Origin of the sequence: uncultured Bradyrhizobium sp., assembly GCF_936943645.1 — a bacterium.
Classification (GTDB): Bacteria; Pseudomonadota; Alphaproteobacteria; order Rhizobiales; family Xanthobacteraceae; genus Bradyrhizobium.
The window spans coordinates 26,813-43,176 of record NZ_CAKZJO010000021.1; the positions used below are offsets into that span (position 1 = coordinate 26,813).

The 16,364-nt window shown below is 64.5% G+C and carries 14 protein-coding genes; 12 read left to right on the top strand and 2 right to left on the bottom strand.

The annotated features are described in order from the left end of the window. The first annotated feature begins 126 nt into the window (after positions 1–126). The 3 genes from Q0743_RS02560 to Q0743_RS02570 all read left to right on the top strand — a co-directional run bounded on the left by Q0743_RS02560 (position 127) and on the right by Q0743_RS02570 (position 5,080). Complete coding sequence (locus Q0743_RS02560) at positions 127–1,713, top strand: B12-binding domain-containing radical SAM protein (protein ID WP_298240028.1); 1,587 nt, start codon at positions 127–129, stop codon at positions 1,711–1,713. Positions 1,714–1,719: 6 nt separating this feature from the next. Continuing rightward, positions 1,720–2,505, top strand: coding sequence for an ethanolamine ammonia-lyase subunit EutC (gene eutC, locus Q0743_RS02565; protein WP_298240029.1), 786 nt, complete (start codon positions 1,720–1,722; stop codon positions 2,503–2,505). Between the two features lie 208 nt (positions 2,506–2,713). Continuing rightward, entirely contained in the window at positions 2,714–5,080 is a 2,367-nt protein-coding gene (locus Q0743_RS02570; RefSeq protein ID WP_298240030.1) for an MMPL family transporter, read from the top strand. 30 nt (positions 5,081–5,110) lie between these two features. Here Q0743_RS02570 and Q0743_RS02575 read toward each other — a convergent pair whose 3' ends face one another. Together Q0743_RS02575 and Q0743_RS02580 are read right to left on the bottom strand one after the other, a co-directional pair. Continuing rightward, positions 5,111–5,944, bottom strand: a complete 834-nt coding sequence (locus Q0743_RS02575) for a hypothetical protein (RefSeq protein WP_298240031.1) — start codon at positions 5,942–5,944, stop codon at positions 5,111–5,113. Between the two features lie 94 nt (positions 5,945–6,038). After that, a complete protein-coding gene (locus tag Q0743_RS02580) occupies positions 6,039–6,536 on the bottom strand; it encodes a hypothetical protein (protein WP_100178900.1) in 498 nt (165 codons plus the stop codon). Positions 6,537–6,996: 460 nt separating this feature from the next. Here Q0743_RS02580 and Q0743_RS02585 point away from each other — a divergent pair, with 460 nt between their 5' ends. From Q0743_RS02585 to Q0743_RS02625, 9 genes are all read left to right on the top strand, one after another. Next, positions 6,997–7,230: a hypothetical protein gene (locus tag Q0743_RS02585; RefSeq protein WP_028135323.1), complete on the top strand. Its 234-nt coding sequence runs from the start codon at positions 6,997–6,999 to the stop codon at positions 7,228–7,230. A gap of 187 nt (positions 7,231–7,417) precedes the next feature. Then, positions 7,418–8,302: a squalene synthase HpnC gene (gene hpnC / locus Q0743_RS02590; protein ID WP_298240032.1), complete on the top strand. Its 885-nt coding sequence runs from the start codon at positions 7,418–7,420 to the stop codon at positions 8,300–8,302. Then, positions 8,292–9,137 (top strand): presqualene diphosphate synthase HpnD, encoded by an 846-nt coding sequence (hpnD, locus tag Q0743_RS02595; protein WP_298240033.1) that lies wholly within the window; start codon positions 8,292–8,294, stop codon positions 9,135–9,137. Before hpnC ends, hpnD begins: the two co-directional genes overlap by 11 nt. Then, on the top strand, positions 9,137–10,393 hold the full coding sequence (gene hpnE / locus Q0743_RS02600) for a hydroxysqualene dehydroxylase HpnE (RefSeq protein WP_298240034.1): 1,257 nt from the start codon (positions 9,137–9,139) through the stop codon (positions 10,391–10,393). The genes hpnD and hpnE overlap by 1 nt, the downstream gene beginning before the upstream one ends. A 65-nt stretch (positions 10,394–10,458) precedes the next feature. After that, positions 10,459–12,411 carry a squalene--hopene cyclase gene (gene shc, locus Q0743_RS02605; RefSeq protein ID WP_298240035.1) on the top strand — a complete coding sequence of 651 codons (1,953 nt, stop codon included), beginning with the start codon at positions 10,459–10,461 and terminating at the stop codon, positions 12,409–12,411. After that, positions 12,408–13,157 (top strand): phosphorylase, encoded by a 750-nt coding sequence (locus Q0743_RS02610; RefSeq protein WP_298240036.1) that lies wholly within the window; start codon positions 12,408–12,410, stop codon positions 13,155–13,157. Before shc ends, Q0743_RS02610 begins: the two co-directional genes overlap by 4 nt. A 146-nt stretch (positions 13,158–13,303) precedes the next feature. Next, on the top strand, positions 13,304–13,579 hold the full coding sequence (locus Q0743_RS02615) for an AbrB family transcriptional regulator (protein WP_298240037.1): 276 nt from the start codon (positions 13,304–13,306) through the stop codon (positions 13,577–13,579). Further along, entirely contained in the window at positions 13,566–13,958 is a 393-nt protein-coding gene (locus tag Q0743_RS02620; protein ID WP_298240038.1) for a type II toxin-antitoxin system VapC family toxin, read from the top strand. The genes Q0743_RS02615 and Q0743_RS02620 overlap by 14 nt, the downstream gene beginning before the upstream one ends. 454 nt (positions 13,959–14,412) lie before the next feature. Beyond that, positions 14,413–15,810, top strand: a complete 1,398-nt coding sequence (locus Q0743_RS02625; RefSeq protein WP_298240039.1) for a tetratricopeptide repeat protein — start codon at positions 14,413–14,415, stop codon at positions 15,808–15,810. Positions 15,811–16,364: the final 554 nt, after the last annotated feature.

Below are 16,364 nucleotides of genomic sequence, written 5' to 3' on the forward strand. Positions count from 1 at the left end.
GTCTGAAACTATCTGCATCCTCCTGAATTATGCTTGTGCCACAATATTGAGAAATTCCGGCGGCAGCATTACGCTATGTGTCTGGCTGGCAATTTCCGCAACATCAGTCGTGGCGGGGGAGCTTAGATGCGAGCTGCAAGCAACGGAACGGCCCGGCGGATTCTCTGCGTGTTTCCGCGCTACACGTCCTCGTTCGGTACGTTCGAGCATTCCTATCCCCTGACCGACGGTGTCTGCGCCTTCATGCCCCCGCAGGGGCTGCTGCTGATCTCCGCCTATCTGCCGCCGGATTGGCAGGTCAAGTTCGTCGACGAGAACCTCCGCCGCACGACGAGGGAAGAGTTCGAATGGGCGGAAGCGGTCTTTGTCAGCGGCATGCACATCCAGCGCCAGCAGATGAACGACATCTGCCGCCGTGCGCATGAATTCGACCTGGCCGTCGCGCTCGGCGGTCCCTCCGTCAGCGCCTGTCCGGACTATTATCCCTCGTTCGACTATCTCCATGTCGGCGAGCTCGGCGATGCCACCAACCAGCTGATCGAGATTCTTTCGCGCGACACCTCGCGGCCGGAGAGCCAAGTGGTCCTCACGACCAAGGACCGCGTGCCGATGACGGAGTTTCCGATCCCGGCCTACGAACTCGCCGACGTGAAGAAATACATGCTCGGCAGCATCCAGTATTCCAGCGGCTGTCCCTATCAGTGCGAGTTCTGCGACATCCCGGGCCTCTACGGCCGCAACCCGCGCATCAAGTCGCCGGAGCAGATCATCGCCGAGCTCGACCGCCTGCGCGAATGCGGCATGACCGACACGGTCTATTTCGTCGACGACAATTTCATCGGCAACCGCAAGGCGGCGATGGACCTGCTGCCGCATCTGATCGAATGGCAGAAACGGACCGGCTATGTGGTGCGGCTCGCCTGCGAGGCAACGCTCAACATCGCCAAGCGGCCCGAGATCCTGGAGAAGATGCGCGAGGCCTATTTCATCACCATCTTCTGCGGCATCGAGACGCCCGACCCCGACGCGCTGAAGGCGATGCAGAAGGACCACAACATGATGGTCCCGATCCTGGAGGGCGTGCGCACCATCAACTCCTACGGCATGGAGGTCGTCTCGGGCATCATCATGGGCCTCGACACCGACAAGCCGAACACCTCGGAGGCGCTGCTCGCCTTCGTCGAGGAGTCCCGGATTCCGCTGCTCACGATCAACCTGCTTCAGGCGCTGCCGAAGACGCCGCTGTGGGACCGGCTGGAGCGCGAGGGGCGGCTGGTCGAAGACGAGGGGCGCGATTCCAACGTCGACTTTCTGTTGCCCTATGACGAGGTCGTCGCGTCCTGGAAGCACGCCATGGCCGTCGCCTACGAGCCCGAGAAGGTCTTCGCGCGCTTCCAGCATCAATGCGACAACGTCTATGTGCACCGCCTGAAGATGCCGGTGCCGGACGAGATGAAGACCTGGCCCAACATCCGCCGTGGCCTCGTCATGCTGCGGAACATCTTCTGGAAGGTCGGCGTGCTCGGCGATTACAGGCGCGTGTTCTGGAAGTTCGCGCTGGGGCGCATCAAGCGCGGCGATCTCGAGGGCCTGATCGGCTGCACCCTGATCGCACACCACCTCATCACCTTTGCGCGGGCGGCCTCCAGCGGCAGGCAGAACGCCTCGAATTATTCGATCCGGCTGCGTGAAGCCGCCGTTCCCGCCGAATGACGCGCCGTGTCTGATCCGGCTCTGCCGCGCCGTCCGACCCTCGATCTACGGACGTTCACGCCCGCGCGCGTCGCGCTCGGGCGCAGCGGCGCAAGCGTGCCGACGAAGGCGCTGCTCGATTTCACGCTGGACCATGCCCGCGCCCGCGACGCGGTGCACGCCGCTTTCGACGCACCGCAATTGGCCGCCGACCTCCGCGCGCTTGGCCTTGCCGTCACCGAGGTGAGCAGCCAGGCGGTCGACCGCAGGGACTATCTGCGACGACCCGATCTGGGACGGAGGCTCGCGCCCCGCTCGGTCGAAGCTCTGGGGCAAGCGGCCTCGGCGCCGTGCCAGCTCGCGCTCGTGATCGGCGACGGCCTGTCCGCGGCGGCGGTCCACGCCCATGCGCTTGTCCTGGTGCGGCGCCTGCTGCCGCTGCTCGCGGAAGGGGAGCACGTCGTGCTCGGCCATGTCGTCGTCGCCTCAGGCGCGCGCGTTGCGCTCGGTGACGAGATCGGCGCCATTCTTGGCGCACGCATGGTCGTGACACTGATCGGCGAGCGGCCGGGCCTGTCGGCGCCGGACAGTCTCGGGGCCTATCTCACCTTTGCGCCGACGCCCGGCCGCACCGATGCCGAGCGCAATTGCGTGTCCAACATCCACCACGCCGGGTTGAGCCATGACGAGGCCGCGCTCAAGATTGCCTGGCTGGTCCGCGAGGGGCTGGCCCGAGAGGTCAGCGGCGTGGCGCTGAAGGACGAGAGCGCGGACCGCGCGCCGCGTCGAATTGGCACAATCCCGCCCGGATGACCGGGAGCAGGACCCGAAATCGCCGCATCTTGATCGATTTGCCCACACTTCGCCTGCTTGCGAGAGGGGTGATTGACCTGCTAAACCGCTGCCGGCGATTTTCCGCGCATTTTCAAGGGGCAAGCCTCCCATTGGTATGGCGTTTTCAAGCCGTTCGCGGGGCGCAATAAGCTCTCAACACCGAGCCGATTTAGGAACTGGATAAGGCATGCTCGAAAAGCACAGCGAGAATGAGGTTCATGTCGACAAGGTCGAGCAGGGACCTGCGTCCTCGATCGCCTTCGGGCTGGAACGTCTCGGGCTGATCGCCGTCCGGGCGCCGATCGTCTCCTGCATTGTCCTGCTCGCGCTGATCGTCGGCGCGGTGTTCGGCATCCACCGTATCAAGATCGACGATTCGCTGTCGCAGCTGTTCCGCTCCGACACCCGCGAGTTCAAACAGTACGAAGAGGTAACGAAGAAGTTCCCGGCCGAGGAATTCGACGTCCTCGTCGTGGTCGAAGGCAAGAACCTGCTGGCGCGGAACAATCTCGAGAAGCTGCGCGACTTCGTCACGGACATGCAGCTGGTCGAGGGTACGCGTGGCCTCGTCTCGCTGTTCTCGGCGCGCCAGGCGCCGGCGCCGGGCAAGCTGCCGGCGGCACTGTTTCCGGCCGAACTGCCCGAAGGCGCCGCCTACGACAAGTTCATCGAGACCGTCAAAAACAACGAGATCATCCGCGGCAAGCTGTTGTCTGAAGACGGCACGCTGGCGCTGATCGTGCTGTCGCTCGATCCGGAGGTCGTCGCCTCCAGCAAGCTGACCAAGACCGTCGGCGACATCCGCGCGCTGATGAAGGAGGATCTCGGCGAGACCGGCCTCAACGTGCAGCTCTCCGGCGTGCCGGTGATGCAGCTCGAGATCCGCAATGCCGTCGAGCGCGACGGGCTGACCTACAACATCCTCGGCATTCTCGCCGGCTGCGTCATCGCCATCATCTTCTTCCGCAAGATCTCGTTCATGATCGCGGCGGCGTTCCCGCCGATGATCGCGATCCTGCTGGCGCTGGGCGCGCTCGGCTGGGCCAATTTCAATCTCAACATGTTCCTGAACGTGATGACGCCGCTCATCATGGTGATCAGTTTCTCCGACTCGATGCAGCTCACCTTTGCCGCGCGCGACCGCCTGATCGCGGGCCAGGACAAGTTCACCGCGTTCAAGAACGCGGTGCTGGTGGTGGGGCCAGCCTGCGTGCTGACGCACGGCACCGCCGGCATTTCCTTCATCGCGCTGCAGTTCTCCAATTCCGACCTGATCCGCAAGTTCGGCGAGGCGGGCCTTGCCGCCACCATCATCGCTTTGGTCGCGGTGCTGTCGCTGGTGCCGGTGTTCGGCGTGCTGTTCGTGCGCAACGAGAAGGTCTTCGCGGTCAAGTTCCAGGGCGCCGATGCCGGCGTCCAGGCGCTGCGCAATTTCTGCTACTGGATCGCGGTGCGCATGGTGGGCCGGCCCGGCCTGTTCAGCCTGATCGCGGTGCTGTTCGTCGGCGGCCTTGGCGTCATCTACGCCAATCTGGAGCCGCGCTACCGGCTCGCCGACCAGGTGCCGGACAAGCGCCAGGCGGTTGCCGCGAGCGACCGGCTCGATGCCAAGCTCACCGGAGCCAACCCAGTCAACGTGCTCATTGCGTTCCCCAAGGGCGAGACGCTGTATTCGCCGGAGACGCTCCAGACCATCGCGGATGTGCATGCGACTGTCGAGAAAGCGGCCGGTGTCGGTAACGTCTGGTCGCTGGAGACGCTGCGTCGCTGGCTGGCCGAGAAGGCCGGCAGCGCCGACGTCGCGACCCTCAAGGAATATGTCAACGTCATCCCCGAGCATCTGGTGCGGCGCTTCATCGACGCCCAGCAGGACGCCGTCGTGGTCGCCGGCCGCGTGCCGGACAAGGATTCCAGCCAGCTCCTGCCGATCGTGGACAAGCTCGATACCGAGCTCAATGCCGTCCGCAACAAGCATCCCGGTTACGAAATCGCAGTGACGGGTCTTGCTGCGATCGCGGCGCGCAACTCGGCCGGCATGATCGAGAAGCTCAATCATGGCCTCACGATCGAATTCGCGCTGGTCGCGATCTTCATCGGTCTGGCCTTCCGCTCCTGGGTGGTGACGCTCGCCTGTATCCTGCCGGGCATCTTCCCGGTGGTGATGTCGGGCACCGTGCTGTGGGCGATGGGCGAGGGGCTGCAATTCGCCAGCGTCGTTGCGCTCACGGTCTCGTTCGGCCTCGGCCTCAGCGCCACCATCCACTTCCTCAACCGCTTGCGGCTGGAGAACAAGCCCGGCGTGGGTTCGGCGCTTGCGGTCGAACGCGCCACCGTGCTGGTTGGACCTGCGCTGATCCTGACCACGGTGGTGCTGGCCTGCGGCCTCGTCGTCACCGTGTTCTCCGACCTGCCGTCGCTGCGGCTGTTCGGCTGGCTCAGCGCCTTCTCGATGGTCATGGCCCTCGTTGCCGACCTCTTCATCCTCAGGCCGACGGCGATGTGGCTGATCAATTTGCACGCGAAGCTGCAGGGCCCCGACAAGCCGGCAATCTGAGCGGGGCGGGCGGCGAACGCCGCCGCGCACTCACGCATCGACGCGGACGATCCCGTACGGATTGAACTTGAAATCGCTCTCGCCGTAGTCCTGTTCGCGCGAGAGCGCGAGCTTGCGGTCACGCAGCGTCGCCTCGATGCCGTGCTCCGCCATGGCGCCAGCGATCTCGTCCATCAGCATCACCGCGGACCATTCGTTGCCGCGCGATTTCGCGACATAGACCTCCGGCAGGCCGACGAGGTGATAGCCGACGGTCTCGAAGTAGCGATCGCCGGCGAGGGGGCGCTTGGCGAAGGCAAGACGGCAAGCCTTGGTGAGGGCCGGGGTCATGCCGAGGCCCTGGCCGGTCTTCGCGCCCTTGCGGGCCTGATCGGCAAGACTGCGCCACCGCGCCACGCCGTGGGCGATGCCGGCGCTTTCGCCTTTTGCGGCAACGGCGCCCGCGTCGAACATCTCGTCCACGATCTGCAGCGCCGCGGCCGAATGGGCGGTTGCCTTCTGCTGATCCATCCGTGGGCTCAGCACGTAGAGCACCGATTTGTGATGGGCCACGGCGGCCTCGTCGGCCGCGGACCATGCTTTCGGGAAGACACGGTCCCAGCATACGCCGAACGACCGCGCCATGGTCGCATCGGGCTTTGCTTGCGAATAGGTGCGGTCGATCTCGAAGCCGAAATCGGCGATCGTCTTGGCCACGGTCTTCGGCGGTTGCAGCAGGCATTCATTCTTGCCGAGGAAACAGAGCACGTGACGCGGCTTGACGGACGAGGGCTGCATGCTCGCTCCCTGCGGATCGTCGGCGAAGGCACGGGTGGCTATCAGGAGCCCGGCGGCCTTGATCAGATGTCTGCGTATCGGGTCCATCTCGGCAGGTCCGTCCCGGATCAGTTCGTGTCAGCAAAAAGCCCCCGGCTCGCGAGAACCGGGGGCCGTATGCCTCTCAGCCGAGACGAGAGTTTCAGCTCTTCGTCATGGTGATGTTGACGCCGCGGATCTCGCCCTTGGAGGAGATCTGCACCGTCTGCTTGCTGCCGTTGGTGCGCAGCGAGAGATTGGCGGCAAAGCCGTTGGCCTCCACAAACACGTCGATCTGGCCACCGCCGGCGGTGCCCTGCAGATTGCCGAAGATGTTGCGGCTGGACTCGCTCCAATTGCCCGAGATGCGCTCGCCCTGGCTCGTCACGTCGCTGGTGAGGTCGAACTTGTAGCTGTCGGAGGCGCAGTGCAGGGCCTGCTTCAGATTGAGGCCGCTGCCGGCGACCTTGTAGTCGGCCTTGCAGCGAATGCGCTCGGTGGAGCCGTCGGACAGCGACACCGTGCCGGTGCCGGTCCATGCACCGTCGAAACCGGCAAACGGGCCGGAGGACTGAGCGTGGCTCGCCGAAATCGAGAAGAGCAGCGCCGCCCCAATGCCGGCTGCCTTGATTGCCAGTCCAGATCGCCCAAAGAATGTCATCTCAAATATCCCGTTTTGGAACGACGCCCGCCTACGCGCGATAACGTCTCGCCACATCGAAAGTTTAGTGCTCCGAGCCAGTGTCAGGTTCAAAGCCAGGGCGCCAGAGATGGTGGTTCACGTCGCCGCGTGCCAGGCCCGAATCCGCTGATTTGCCTTGTTTCGGCATGTTTCTGGCCGGAAACGAGCTGCGGACAGATGCAGCGCTGCAACAGGTCTGCATTAAAACGCGGTGCGTCTGAATTATGACGTAGTATCAACCGCTTACATCTGTCAATGAAGGTTGAGGGAAGTCCTGATTTGGTGGGCGCGGCGCCAATTTGGCCGCATTTGCCAGTGCTTGTGCCTTCTCTGAGGCCGCTTTGGAAGCGGCGACTTGCCATCAGAACAATCCGTTCCGGTCGTCCGTCCCGTGCGGTCCGGGTCCGGTGCGATTCTGCCGCCAGAATGAAGGAATACAATGCGTAAGCTTCTCGTCGCTCTCACCCTGCTGTCGGCTTCCCTTTCGACCGCGGCATTCGCCCAGGCAGGACGCGGCACGGATGCCGAGCAGAAGGCCTGCACGCGCGATGTGCAGAAGTTCTGCCGTCCGGTCATCGACCAGGGCGATTTCACCATCCTGGCCTGTCTCAAGGAGAACCGGTCCAAGATCTCGCAGGCCTGCGACCAGGTCCTGAAGAACCACAATCAGTAAGCCACTGGCCCACCAAAGGCGGCCTTGAGGGCCGCCTTTTCGGGCCCGATCCGCGGAAGGGCGGCCGTCGAGAGACAGGATTGGTTTTGCGGCCGTATTCCCCTATATGGGGGCCGCGGCGGATCGCCGGCATGAGCCCGCGAGCGAAGAAGCCCTTTCTGTCCAAACGATTGTAAACCAGCCCTCGATGACCTCTGCGAGCGAATTGCGATCCGGCAAGGGTGACCGCGACGAGAATTTTCCCGTCGCGTCCTGGATCATTCATCCGCGTCATCGCGCCCTGATCCTGGCCTATTACAATTTCGTCCGTACCGCCGACGACGTCGCCGACCACGCGACGCTCCCGGCCGACCAGAAGCTTGCCTATCTCGACCTGCTCGAGGCGGAACTGCTCGGCCAGGGCGACACCCAGCTCGAGGCCGTCATCTTGCGCCGTGCGCTGGCAGAGCGCGGCATGGCGCCGCGCCACGCGCTCGACGTGCTGATCGCGTTCCGCATGGACGTGACCAAGCTGCGCTACGAGAACTGGGACGAGGTCATCCATTATTGCCGTTACTCGGCGATGCCGGTCGGCCGCTTCATGCTCGACGTCCATGGCGAGAGCACCTCGACCTGGGCCGCGTCGGATGCGCTCTGCGCGGGCCTGCAGATCAACAACCATCTTCAGGATTGCGGCAAGGATTTCCGCGAGCTCAACCGTGTCTATCTGCCGCGCGATGCGCTGGCCGCACACGGCGCCTCGGTCGAGCAGCTCGGATTGCCGCAATCGCCGCCGGCGATGCTAGCCTGCCTGCAGTCGCTCGCCGCGCGCAACGAAGCGCTGCTCGACGAGGGCAGGCGGCTGGCTGCGGAGATCCGGGATTTCCGTCTCGGCATCGACGTCGCGGTGATCCAGGCCTATGCCGACCGCATCGTGCGCCTCTTGAAGGTGCGCGATCCCCTGCGCGAGCGGGTGCATCTGAACAAGTTCGAACTGCTCGTCTTCAGCCTTGCGGGAATGCTCAGTGAGGCCGGCCGCCGCGCGATCGGACGCAAGGCCATTTCCAGACCGGGGACTGCCCATGACGCTTGAGGCGACAGCGCCCGGCGCCAATGCCAATTACGGCTCGACCGCATCCGGCAGCTCGTTCTACGCCGCGATGCGCATCCTGCCGCATGACCAGCGCGAAGCGATGTTCCAGATCTACAGCTTCTGCCGCCAGGTCGACGACATCGCCGATTCCGACGGTCCGCGCGACGAGCGACTCGCCGCGCTTCAGGAGTGGCGCAACGACATCGACGCGCTCTATCAGGGCAATCCGCCGCCGCGGCTGAAGGACTACGTCGCTTCGGTGAAGACCTTCGGGCTCAAGCGCGAGGATTTCCTGGCGATCGTCGATGGCATGGAGATGGACGTGCCGCAGGACATCCGCGCGCCTGATATGGCGACGCTGGATCTCTACTGCGACCGCGTCGCCAGCGCCGTGGGGCGGCTGTCGGTGCGGGTGTTCGGCCTGCCGGAAGAGGACGGCATCCAGCTCGCCTATCATCTCGGCCGCGCGCTCCAGCTCACCAACATCCTGCGCGACATCGATGAGGATGCCGGCCTCGGCCGGCTCTATCTGCCGCGCGAGGCGCTGCTGCATGCCGGCATCACCTCCGACGATCCGAACCGCGTGATCGCCGAGCGCGCGCTGCCGAAGGTCTGCATGCCGCTGACGCAGCGGGCGAAGGCGCATTTCGAGAAGTCGGACGAGATCATGAACCGCAACAAGCGCCGCACCGTGCGCGCGCCGCGGATCATGTCGAAATACTACCACTCCATTCTGGACCTCCTGATCGCGCGCGGCTTCAACGCGCCGCGCCAGCCGGTGCGTGTGTCGAAGATCACACGCATCCTGATCCTGCTCCGTTACGCTTTCATCTGATGCAAAAGACAGCTCACATCATCGGCGCTGGAATTTCCGGCCTCTCCGCCGCCGTGCGGCTCGCCAATGCCGGCTACAAGGTCGCCGTGCACGAGGCGACGCACCAGGCCGGCGGCCGCTGCCGGTCCTATTTCGACGGCGCCACCAACCTCACCATCGACAACGGCAATCATCTGCTGCTGTCGGGCAACAGCCATGCGCGCGCCTATGCGCGTGCGATCGGCACCGAGGCCGGCCTCGTCGGCCCCGAGAGCGCGCAGTTTCCCTTCGTCGACATCAAGACCGGGCAGCGCTGGCAGATCGATCTCGGCACCGGCCGGCTGCCGACCTGGGTGCTCGACGAGGGCCGCCGCGTGCCCGACACCGGTCTCACCGATTATCTGAAGCTGGCGCCGCTGATCTGGGCGTCGGAGGAGACCCTGGTCGGCAAGTCGATCCCGACCGAAGGCATCCTGTATCAGCGCCTGGTGCAGCCGCTGCTGCTCGCAGCCCTCAACGTCGATCCGCCCGAGGGTTCGGCGGGCCTCGCCGGCGCCATCGTGCGCGAGACGCTGCTTGCGGGCGGGCAGGCCTGCCGTCCCCTGATCGCGCGCGACGGCCTCAGCGCGGTGCTGATCGAGCCCGCCGTGAAGTTTCTGCAGGATCGAGGGCACACCGTTCAGCTCGGCCACGAGCTGCGCTCGTTCACGACCAGCGACGGCAGGGCGGCTGCGTTGAATTTCGGCGGCGAGGACGTGATTCAGCTCGCCGACGGCGATGTCGTCGTGATGGCGGTGCCGCCGCGCGCGGCGACCAGCCTCTTGCCGGGCCTGAAGGCGCCGACCGAATTCCGCGCCATCGTCAACGCGCATTTCCGCGTTGAGCCGCCGCCGGGCTCGGCGCCGATCCTCGGCGTGATCGGCGGCGTCGTGGAGTGGCTGTTCGCGTTCCCGAACCGCCTGTCCGTCACCATCAGCAATGGCGATCGTCTCGTCGACATGCCGCGCGAGGAACTGGCGCAGGCGATCTGGAACGACGTCTGCAAGGCTGGTGGCGTGTCGGGCGAGCTGCCGCCGTGGCAGATCGTGCGCGAGCGCCGTGCCACATTTGCGGCGACGCCGGCCCAGAATGCCCTGCGTCCGGGGCCGGTCACGGCGCTGAAAAACCTGTTCCTTGCGGGGGATTGGACTGCTACGGGATTGCCTGCAACCATCGAAGGATCGGTGCGATCAGGTGATCGCGCCGCCGATCTGGTTCTGGCCGCCAAAGGATCCTGAGAGGCGGCCCTGACGGGCAAATGTCCCGGTCAACTTTCAATCGACTATCGGAGCAATCGAGCGACATGGATTCCGTGAACGCGACCAGCCGCGAGACCTTGGAATCGAGCATTGCGTCGGCCACCCAAGGCGTCCTCGACTTCCAGCAGGCGGACGGCCATTGGGTGTTCGAGCTCGAGGCCGACTGCACGATTCCGGCCGAATACGTCCTGCTGCGTCACTATCTCGCCGAGCCGGTCGACACCGTGCTCGAGGCCAAGATCGCCAATTACCTGCGCCGCATCCAGGGCGCCCATGGCGGCTGGCCGCTGGTGCATGACGGCGAGTTCGACATGAGCGCCAGCGTGAAGGCATACTTCGCGCTGAAGATGATCGGCGACAGCATCGACGCGCCGCACATGGTGCGTGCGCGCGAGGCGATCCACGCCCGCGGCGGCGCCATCAACAGCAACGTCTTCACGCGCTTCCTGCTCGCGATGTACGGCGTCGTGACCTGGCGCGCGGTGCCGGTGCTGCCGATCGAGATCGTGCTGCTGCCGTTCTGGTCGCCGTTCCACCTCAACAAGATCTCCTACTGGGCGCGCACCACCATGGTGCCGCTGATGGTGCTTGCCGCGCTGAAGCCGCTGGCCAAGAATCCGAAGGGTGTCGGCATCGACGAACTGTTCCTGCAGGACCCGCGCTCGATCGGCATGACGGCGAAGGCGCCGCATCAGAGCATGGCCTGGTTCGTGCTGTTCCGCGCGCTCGACGGCATCCTGCGCGTGGTCGAGCCGATGTTTCCGAAGAGCCTTCGCAAGCGCGCCATCGACGCCGCGCTCGCCTTCACCGAAGAGCGGCTCAACGGCGAGGACGGCATGGGCGCGATCTATCCGCCCATGGCCAACATCGTCATGATGTACGACGCGCTCGGCAAGGACGAGAGTTTTCCGCCGCGCGCGATCACGCGCCGTGGCATCGACAAGCTGCTCGTCATCAACGACGACGAGGCCTATTGCCAGCCCTGCGTCTCGCCGGTTTGGGACACGACGCTGACCGCGCATGCGCTGCTGGAGGCCGGCGGCGACAAGGCGGTGCCTGCGGCCAAGCAGGGCCTCGACTGGCTGATCCCGCGGCAGGAGCTTCAGGTGAAGGGCGACTGGGCGGTGAAGCGGCCCGACGTCCGCCCGGGCGGCTGGGCCTTCCAGTACAACAACGCCCATTACCCCGATCTCGACGACACTGCCGTGGTGGTGATGTCGATGGACCGCATGCGCCGGGAGCACGGCGCGACCGGCTACGACGCCGCGATCGCCCGTGGCCGGGAGTGGATCGAGGGCATGCAGAGCGACGACGGCGGCTGGGCCGCCTTCGACGTCAACAATCTCGAATATTACCTCAACAACATCCCGTTCTCGGACCACGGCGCGCTGCTCGACCCGCCGACCGAGGACGTCACCGCCCGCTGCATCTCGATGCTGGCCCAGCTCGGGGAGACCGAGAAGACCAGCAAGCACGTCGCCGACGGCGTGGAATATCTCCGCAAGACCCAGCACCCCGAGGGGTCCTGGTACGGCCGCTGGGGTATGAACTTCATCTATGGAACCTGGTCGGTGCTCTGCGCCCTCAACATGGCCGGCGTCCGCCACGACGACCCCATGATTCGCAAGGCCGCGGCCTGGCTGGCCTCGATCCAGAACCAGGACGGCGGCTGGGGCGAGGACGCCGTCAGCTACCGGCTGGACTACCGGGGATGGGAGGCCGCCCCCTCGACCGCCTCGCAAACGGCATGGGCCTTGCTTGCCCTGATGGCGGCAGGCGAGGTTGATCACCCGGCCGTCGCCCGCGGGGTGGAGTACCTGATTGCAACACAAAACAAAAAAGGATTGTGGGACGAGCAGCGGTACACCGCCACAGGCTTCCCCCGCGTGTTCTATCTGCGGTATCATGGTTACCCAAAGTTCTTTCCGCTGTGGGCACTGGCGCGGTATCGGAACTTGCGGAGCACCAACAGCAGGGTGGTAGGGGTCGGAATGTGACTTTGGGGACGGGGGACTATCTTACCGCGGGCAATGCCATTGATCCGCGGCCGATCTTGATCGTGACTGGATTGGTGCAGGAGGCCCGCATTGCGGCCGGGCCCGGCATGGCCGTCATCTGCTCATCCAGCAGCCCGACCCAGTTGCGGGCGCTTTTGACCGTGGTGGATCCCGAGACGATTCGCGGCGTGATCTCGTTCGGCGTGGCCGGCGGGCTCGACCCGAGCCTGCGCTCCGGCGACGTCGTGCTGGCGACCGAGGTGCTGGACGGCGACACCCGCTGGGCCGCCGGCCTCTCGCTCGGCGACGACCTCATCGACCGCCTGACCTCGGGCCGCCGCCGCGTGGTGCGCGGCAGCCTCGCCGGCGCCGAGGAAGTGGTCACCAAGAGCTCCTGCAAGGCCGCGCTGCACTCCGAGACGGGCGCGTCGGCCGTCGACATGGAAAGCCACATCGCGGCTGCCTATGCCGCCGAGGCCGGCTTACCGTTTGCCGCGGTTCGCGTCATCAGCGACCCTGCCCACCGCGCGCTGCCGGCACTCGCCCGCGCCGCCATCAAGCCGAACGGCCAGATCGACCTCGCCGCCGTGCTGCGCGGCATCGTGCGCAATCCGGCCACGCTGCATGCCCTGGTCTCGACCGGTATCGACTTCAACCGCGCCCTGCGCTCCTTGCGTGGCTGTCGCGACTATCTGATCGGCACCGAGCTGATCGAGAGCGAGGCGCTGGTGTCGAAGGCGGCGTGAGCCGGGGACGCAGAGCTGAGAATATAGAGAAGGCCCGGTCAGGTGACCGGGCCTTTTCTTTGACCTGCGGGATCGTCGTCCGAGCCGCTTGAACGGAAGTCCGGCTGCGCCTATCTTACATTTGTCTTACATCGGAAGGTCAGGTCATGGCCGACACGGACAAGCTCACCACCATCGTCTCCACCAAGGGACAGGTCGTCCTGCCCAGCACTATTCGCCAGCGGCGGGAGTGGAGGACGGGAACGCGGCTCACCGTCGAGGAGACGGCGGAGGGCGTGCTGTTGAAGCCGGCACCGGCCTTTGCCGCGACGCGGCCGGAGGATGTGTTCAGCGTCCTGGCGTATCGCGGCAAGCCGAAAACGCTCGAAGAGATGGACGCGAGCGTGCTTGCCGAAGCCAGGCGCCGGCATGATCGCGATTGATACCAATTTGATCGTCCGCTACCTGACCGGCGATCACGCCACCCAATCCGCACGTGCTCGTGCCTTGATCGACGGCGAGAGCGTCTTCGTCGCCGTCACGGTGCTCCTCGAAGTCGAATGGGTGCTGCGAAGCGCGTACGGCTATCAGGCTGCGGATATCGTGCACGCGCTTCGTGTCTTCGCGGGACTTCCGACCGTCACGGTCGAGGACGGCGTGATGGTCGCGGCGGCGCTCGACCTTGCCGAGAGGGGGATGGATTTCGCCGATGCGCTGCATGTGACGCGATCCGGACATTGCGAGGCCTTCGTCACGTTTGATCGCAAGCTCGTCACGGCGGCGAAAAGGGCGAGGCGTGAGGGGGTGCGCGAGGTGCGGTAGTCGCGGCGATGCCGCATCGACGTGCGGGGACTGGAGATTGCGACGGTGCCCCGTCATGACGCGACGCTACCACGAAATAAGTGCGATGGGTTTCGCGAGGAGCTCAACCCATCGCGCGCTGATCGAGAGCGAGGCGCTGGTGTCGAAGGCGGCGTGAGGCGGTTCGTCGAACTGGACAAATGCGAAAGGCCAGGTCGCCATTGGCGTCCGGGCCTTTTCCTTGATGTCTGGCCGGTGGAGCGAAGCTGCGAAACGGCATAGATATCGACGCGACCGCTCACTCACGACGAATCATTTCCAGCGACCGTAACGCTTCCCGCATGGCCACCGTAGAGATCTCTGGGAATGCTCGTCTCGCGTATCTGGAATGCATCCGAGCAATGCTCTCGCTTGCAGCGAGACCGGCCGGGTTCAGTCCGCTTTCTGATCGATTGAGACGGCACGCGGAGTTGGGATGAGCAAACAGACCGTTGGGGAGCCTCCGGATTCGGCGCGGCGTTCGCTCGAAAGGGGAATGCAATTCCATGGCGCCGGCAATTGGGAGCGCGCCGAGCAGCATTATCTGGAGGTGTTGTTAGACGATTATCGCAGCGCAGATGTTCTGCCGCTTCTTGCAATTGTCGTTGCGAACCGTGGACACATCGACCGCGCCATCTATTACTGGGACACGCTGCTTTCGATGGAGCCGCATCACCTTAATGCCCTGGCTGCGAAGGGCGGGCTGCTCTACAGGACCGGGCGTTTGACCGAGGCGCTGAGCTGTTTTGAAATCGCGGCCGGCCTCGCTCCCGACGATCCGCTCATCCGCAACAATCTCGCCGTTGCACTGGCTGATATCGGCCGAAAGGATGAAGCGATCATCGAGTTCGGCCATGTTCTTCGGCTTCAGCCTGACAATGTGAACGCCTATCACCAGCTGCGCCGGTTGTCGTCCGCCATCGTTCCCTTCTGGCACATCGCCATGATGAACGACACGCGGCGCAACGACTGTTTCGAACGGGCGATTCGTCGGGCTTTGGCGATCCGCGGCTCGAGCGCGCAAATCCTCGACATCGGCACGGGCAGCGGTCTGCTGTCGATGATGGCGGCACGCGAAGGCGCCACCAACATCGTCACCTGCGAAACGGTTCCGACCATCGCGCGCGTTGCGCGAGAGATCGTCGCCGATAACGGATATGGCGAGCAGATCAAGGTTATCGGCAGATCCTCGACGACTCTTTCCGTCGGCGAGGATATTCCGACCAAGGCCGACATCCTGATCTCCGAGATCCTGTCCAGCGATCTCCTGGCTGAGGATGTGTTGAGCACGTTTGAAGATGCGCGGCGCCGGCTGATTGCCGAAGATGCGATCGTCATTCCAAAGGCTGCAACGGCCATTGGCTGCCTTGTGGCAAGCGAAACGCTCGCTGCCTATAGCCACGTCAAGATGGCGTCCGGTTTCGACGTCTCGCGGTTCAACAGCCTCGCACCACTGCGTCTTCCCGTCCATGGAACGATGACCGAATGGACGAGGCTTTCGAACGATTTTGAAATCGCATCACTGAATTTGACGTCTGCCGCACATGAACCGGAACTGCAGGTCGTCTCGATCCCCGTGATCGCTTCCGGAACCGCCGTCGGCGTCGTTCAATGGATGCATGTCGACCTTATCGACGAAGTCGTCTTTACCAACCATCCGGATGGCTATCATGATGGCGGTTGGCTCCAGGTTCTCCATGTCTTGCCGAGGCCGATGCCTGTCGAGGCGGGGTCGGTTGTTGATCTTCTTCTCGGCCACGACAGGTCTACCCTCATCGTGCTGCCGGCAGGCTCGGCGGCAAGCTCGCAGCCTCCTAGCGCACGAGACGCATAGTCCGGACGGATTACGGTGGGATTACGGTGACAGTCCCGCACTGTCACCGTAATTTGATGGTGTGTTTGGTTTCGCAAAGAACTCGCGCTTCATCTTACGAGCTTTTCGCCTGTTTCTCGGTTGTGAAGTCGGGACTGAAGCCGCGCGCAACGGCTTCTCGAAGCGAGATCCAAGTTCCGGCGGCTCTGCGCTGGGGGCGTAGAAGGACGGTGTCACCTTGTCGCGCCACTTCGATCTCATCGCACGAGAAATGCAGATGCATGGGCAATCGGACGAACTGGGAGTTGCCGGTCTTGAAGACCTTGGCGACGTGGGACAAGGCAGCCTCGGCGCGCCAGTCGGCTGGTCAAAATGACCCGTCGGGCAAAACACCCGCGACCCCGTCAATCCCTCCCCGCAAAAATATTCCACTTTACCGAATTTCGGATTTATGGCATCAAGCGCTCATCCCGGCCCTGCCAGAGGGGCGCTTCGCGATCGTCACGAGATGCGGGCCGGGGTGCGGTGGACGCGGTAGCGCCGGCGCGACACGCATGATGACAGGGCGGGCAACC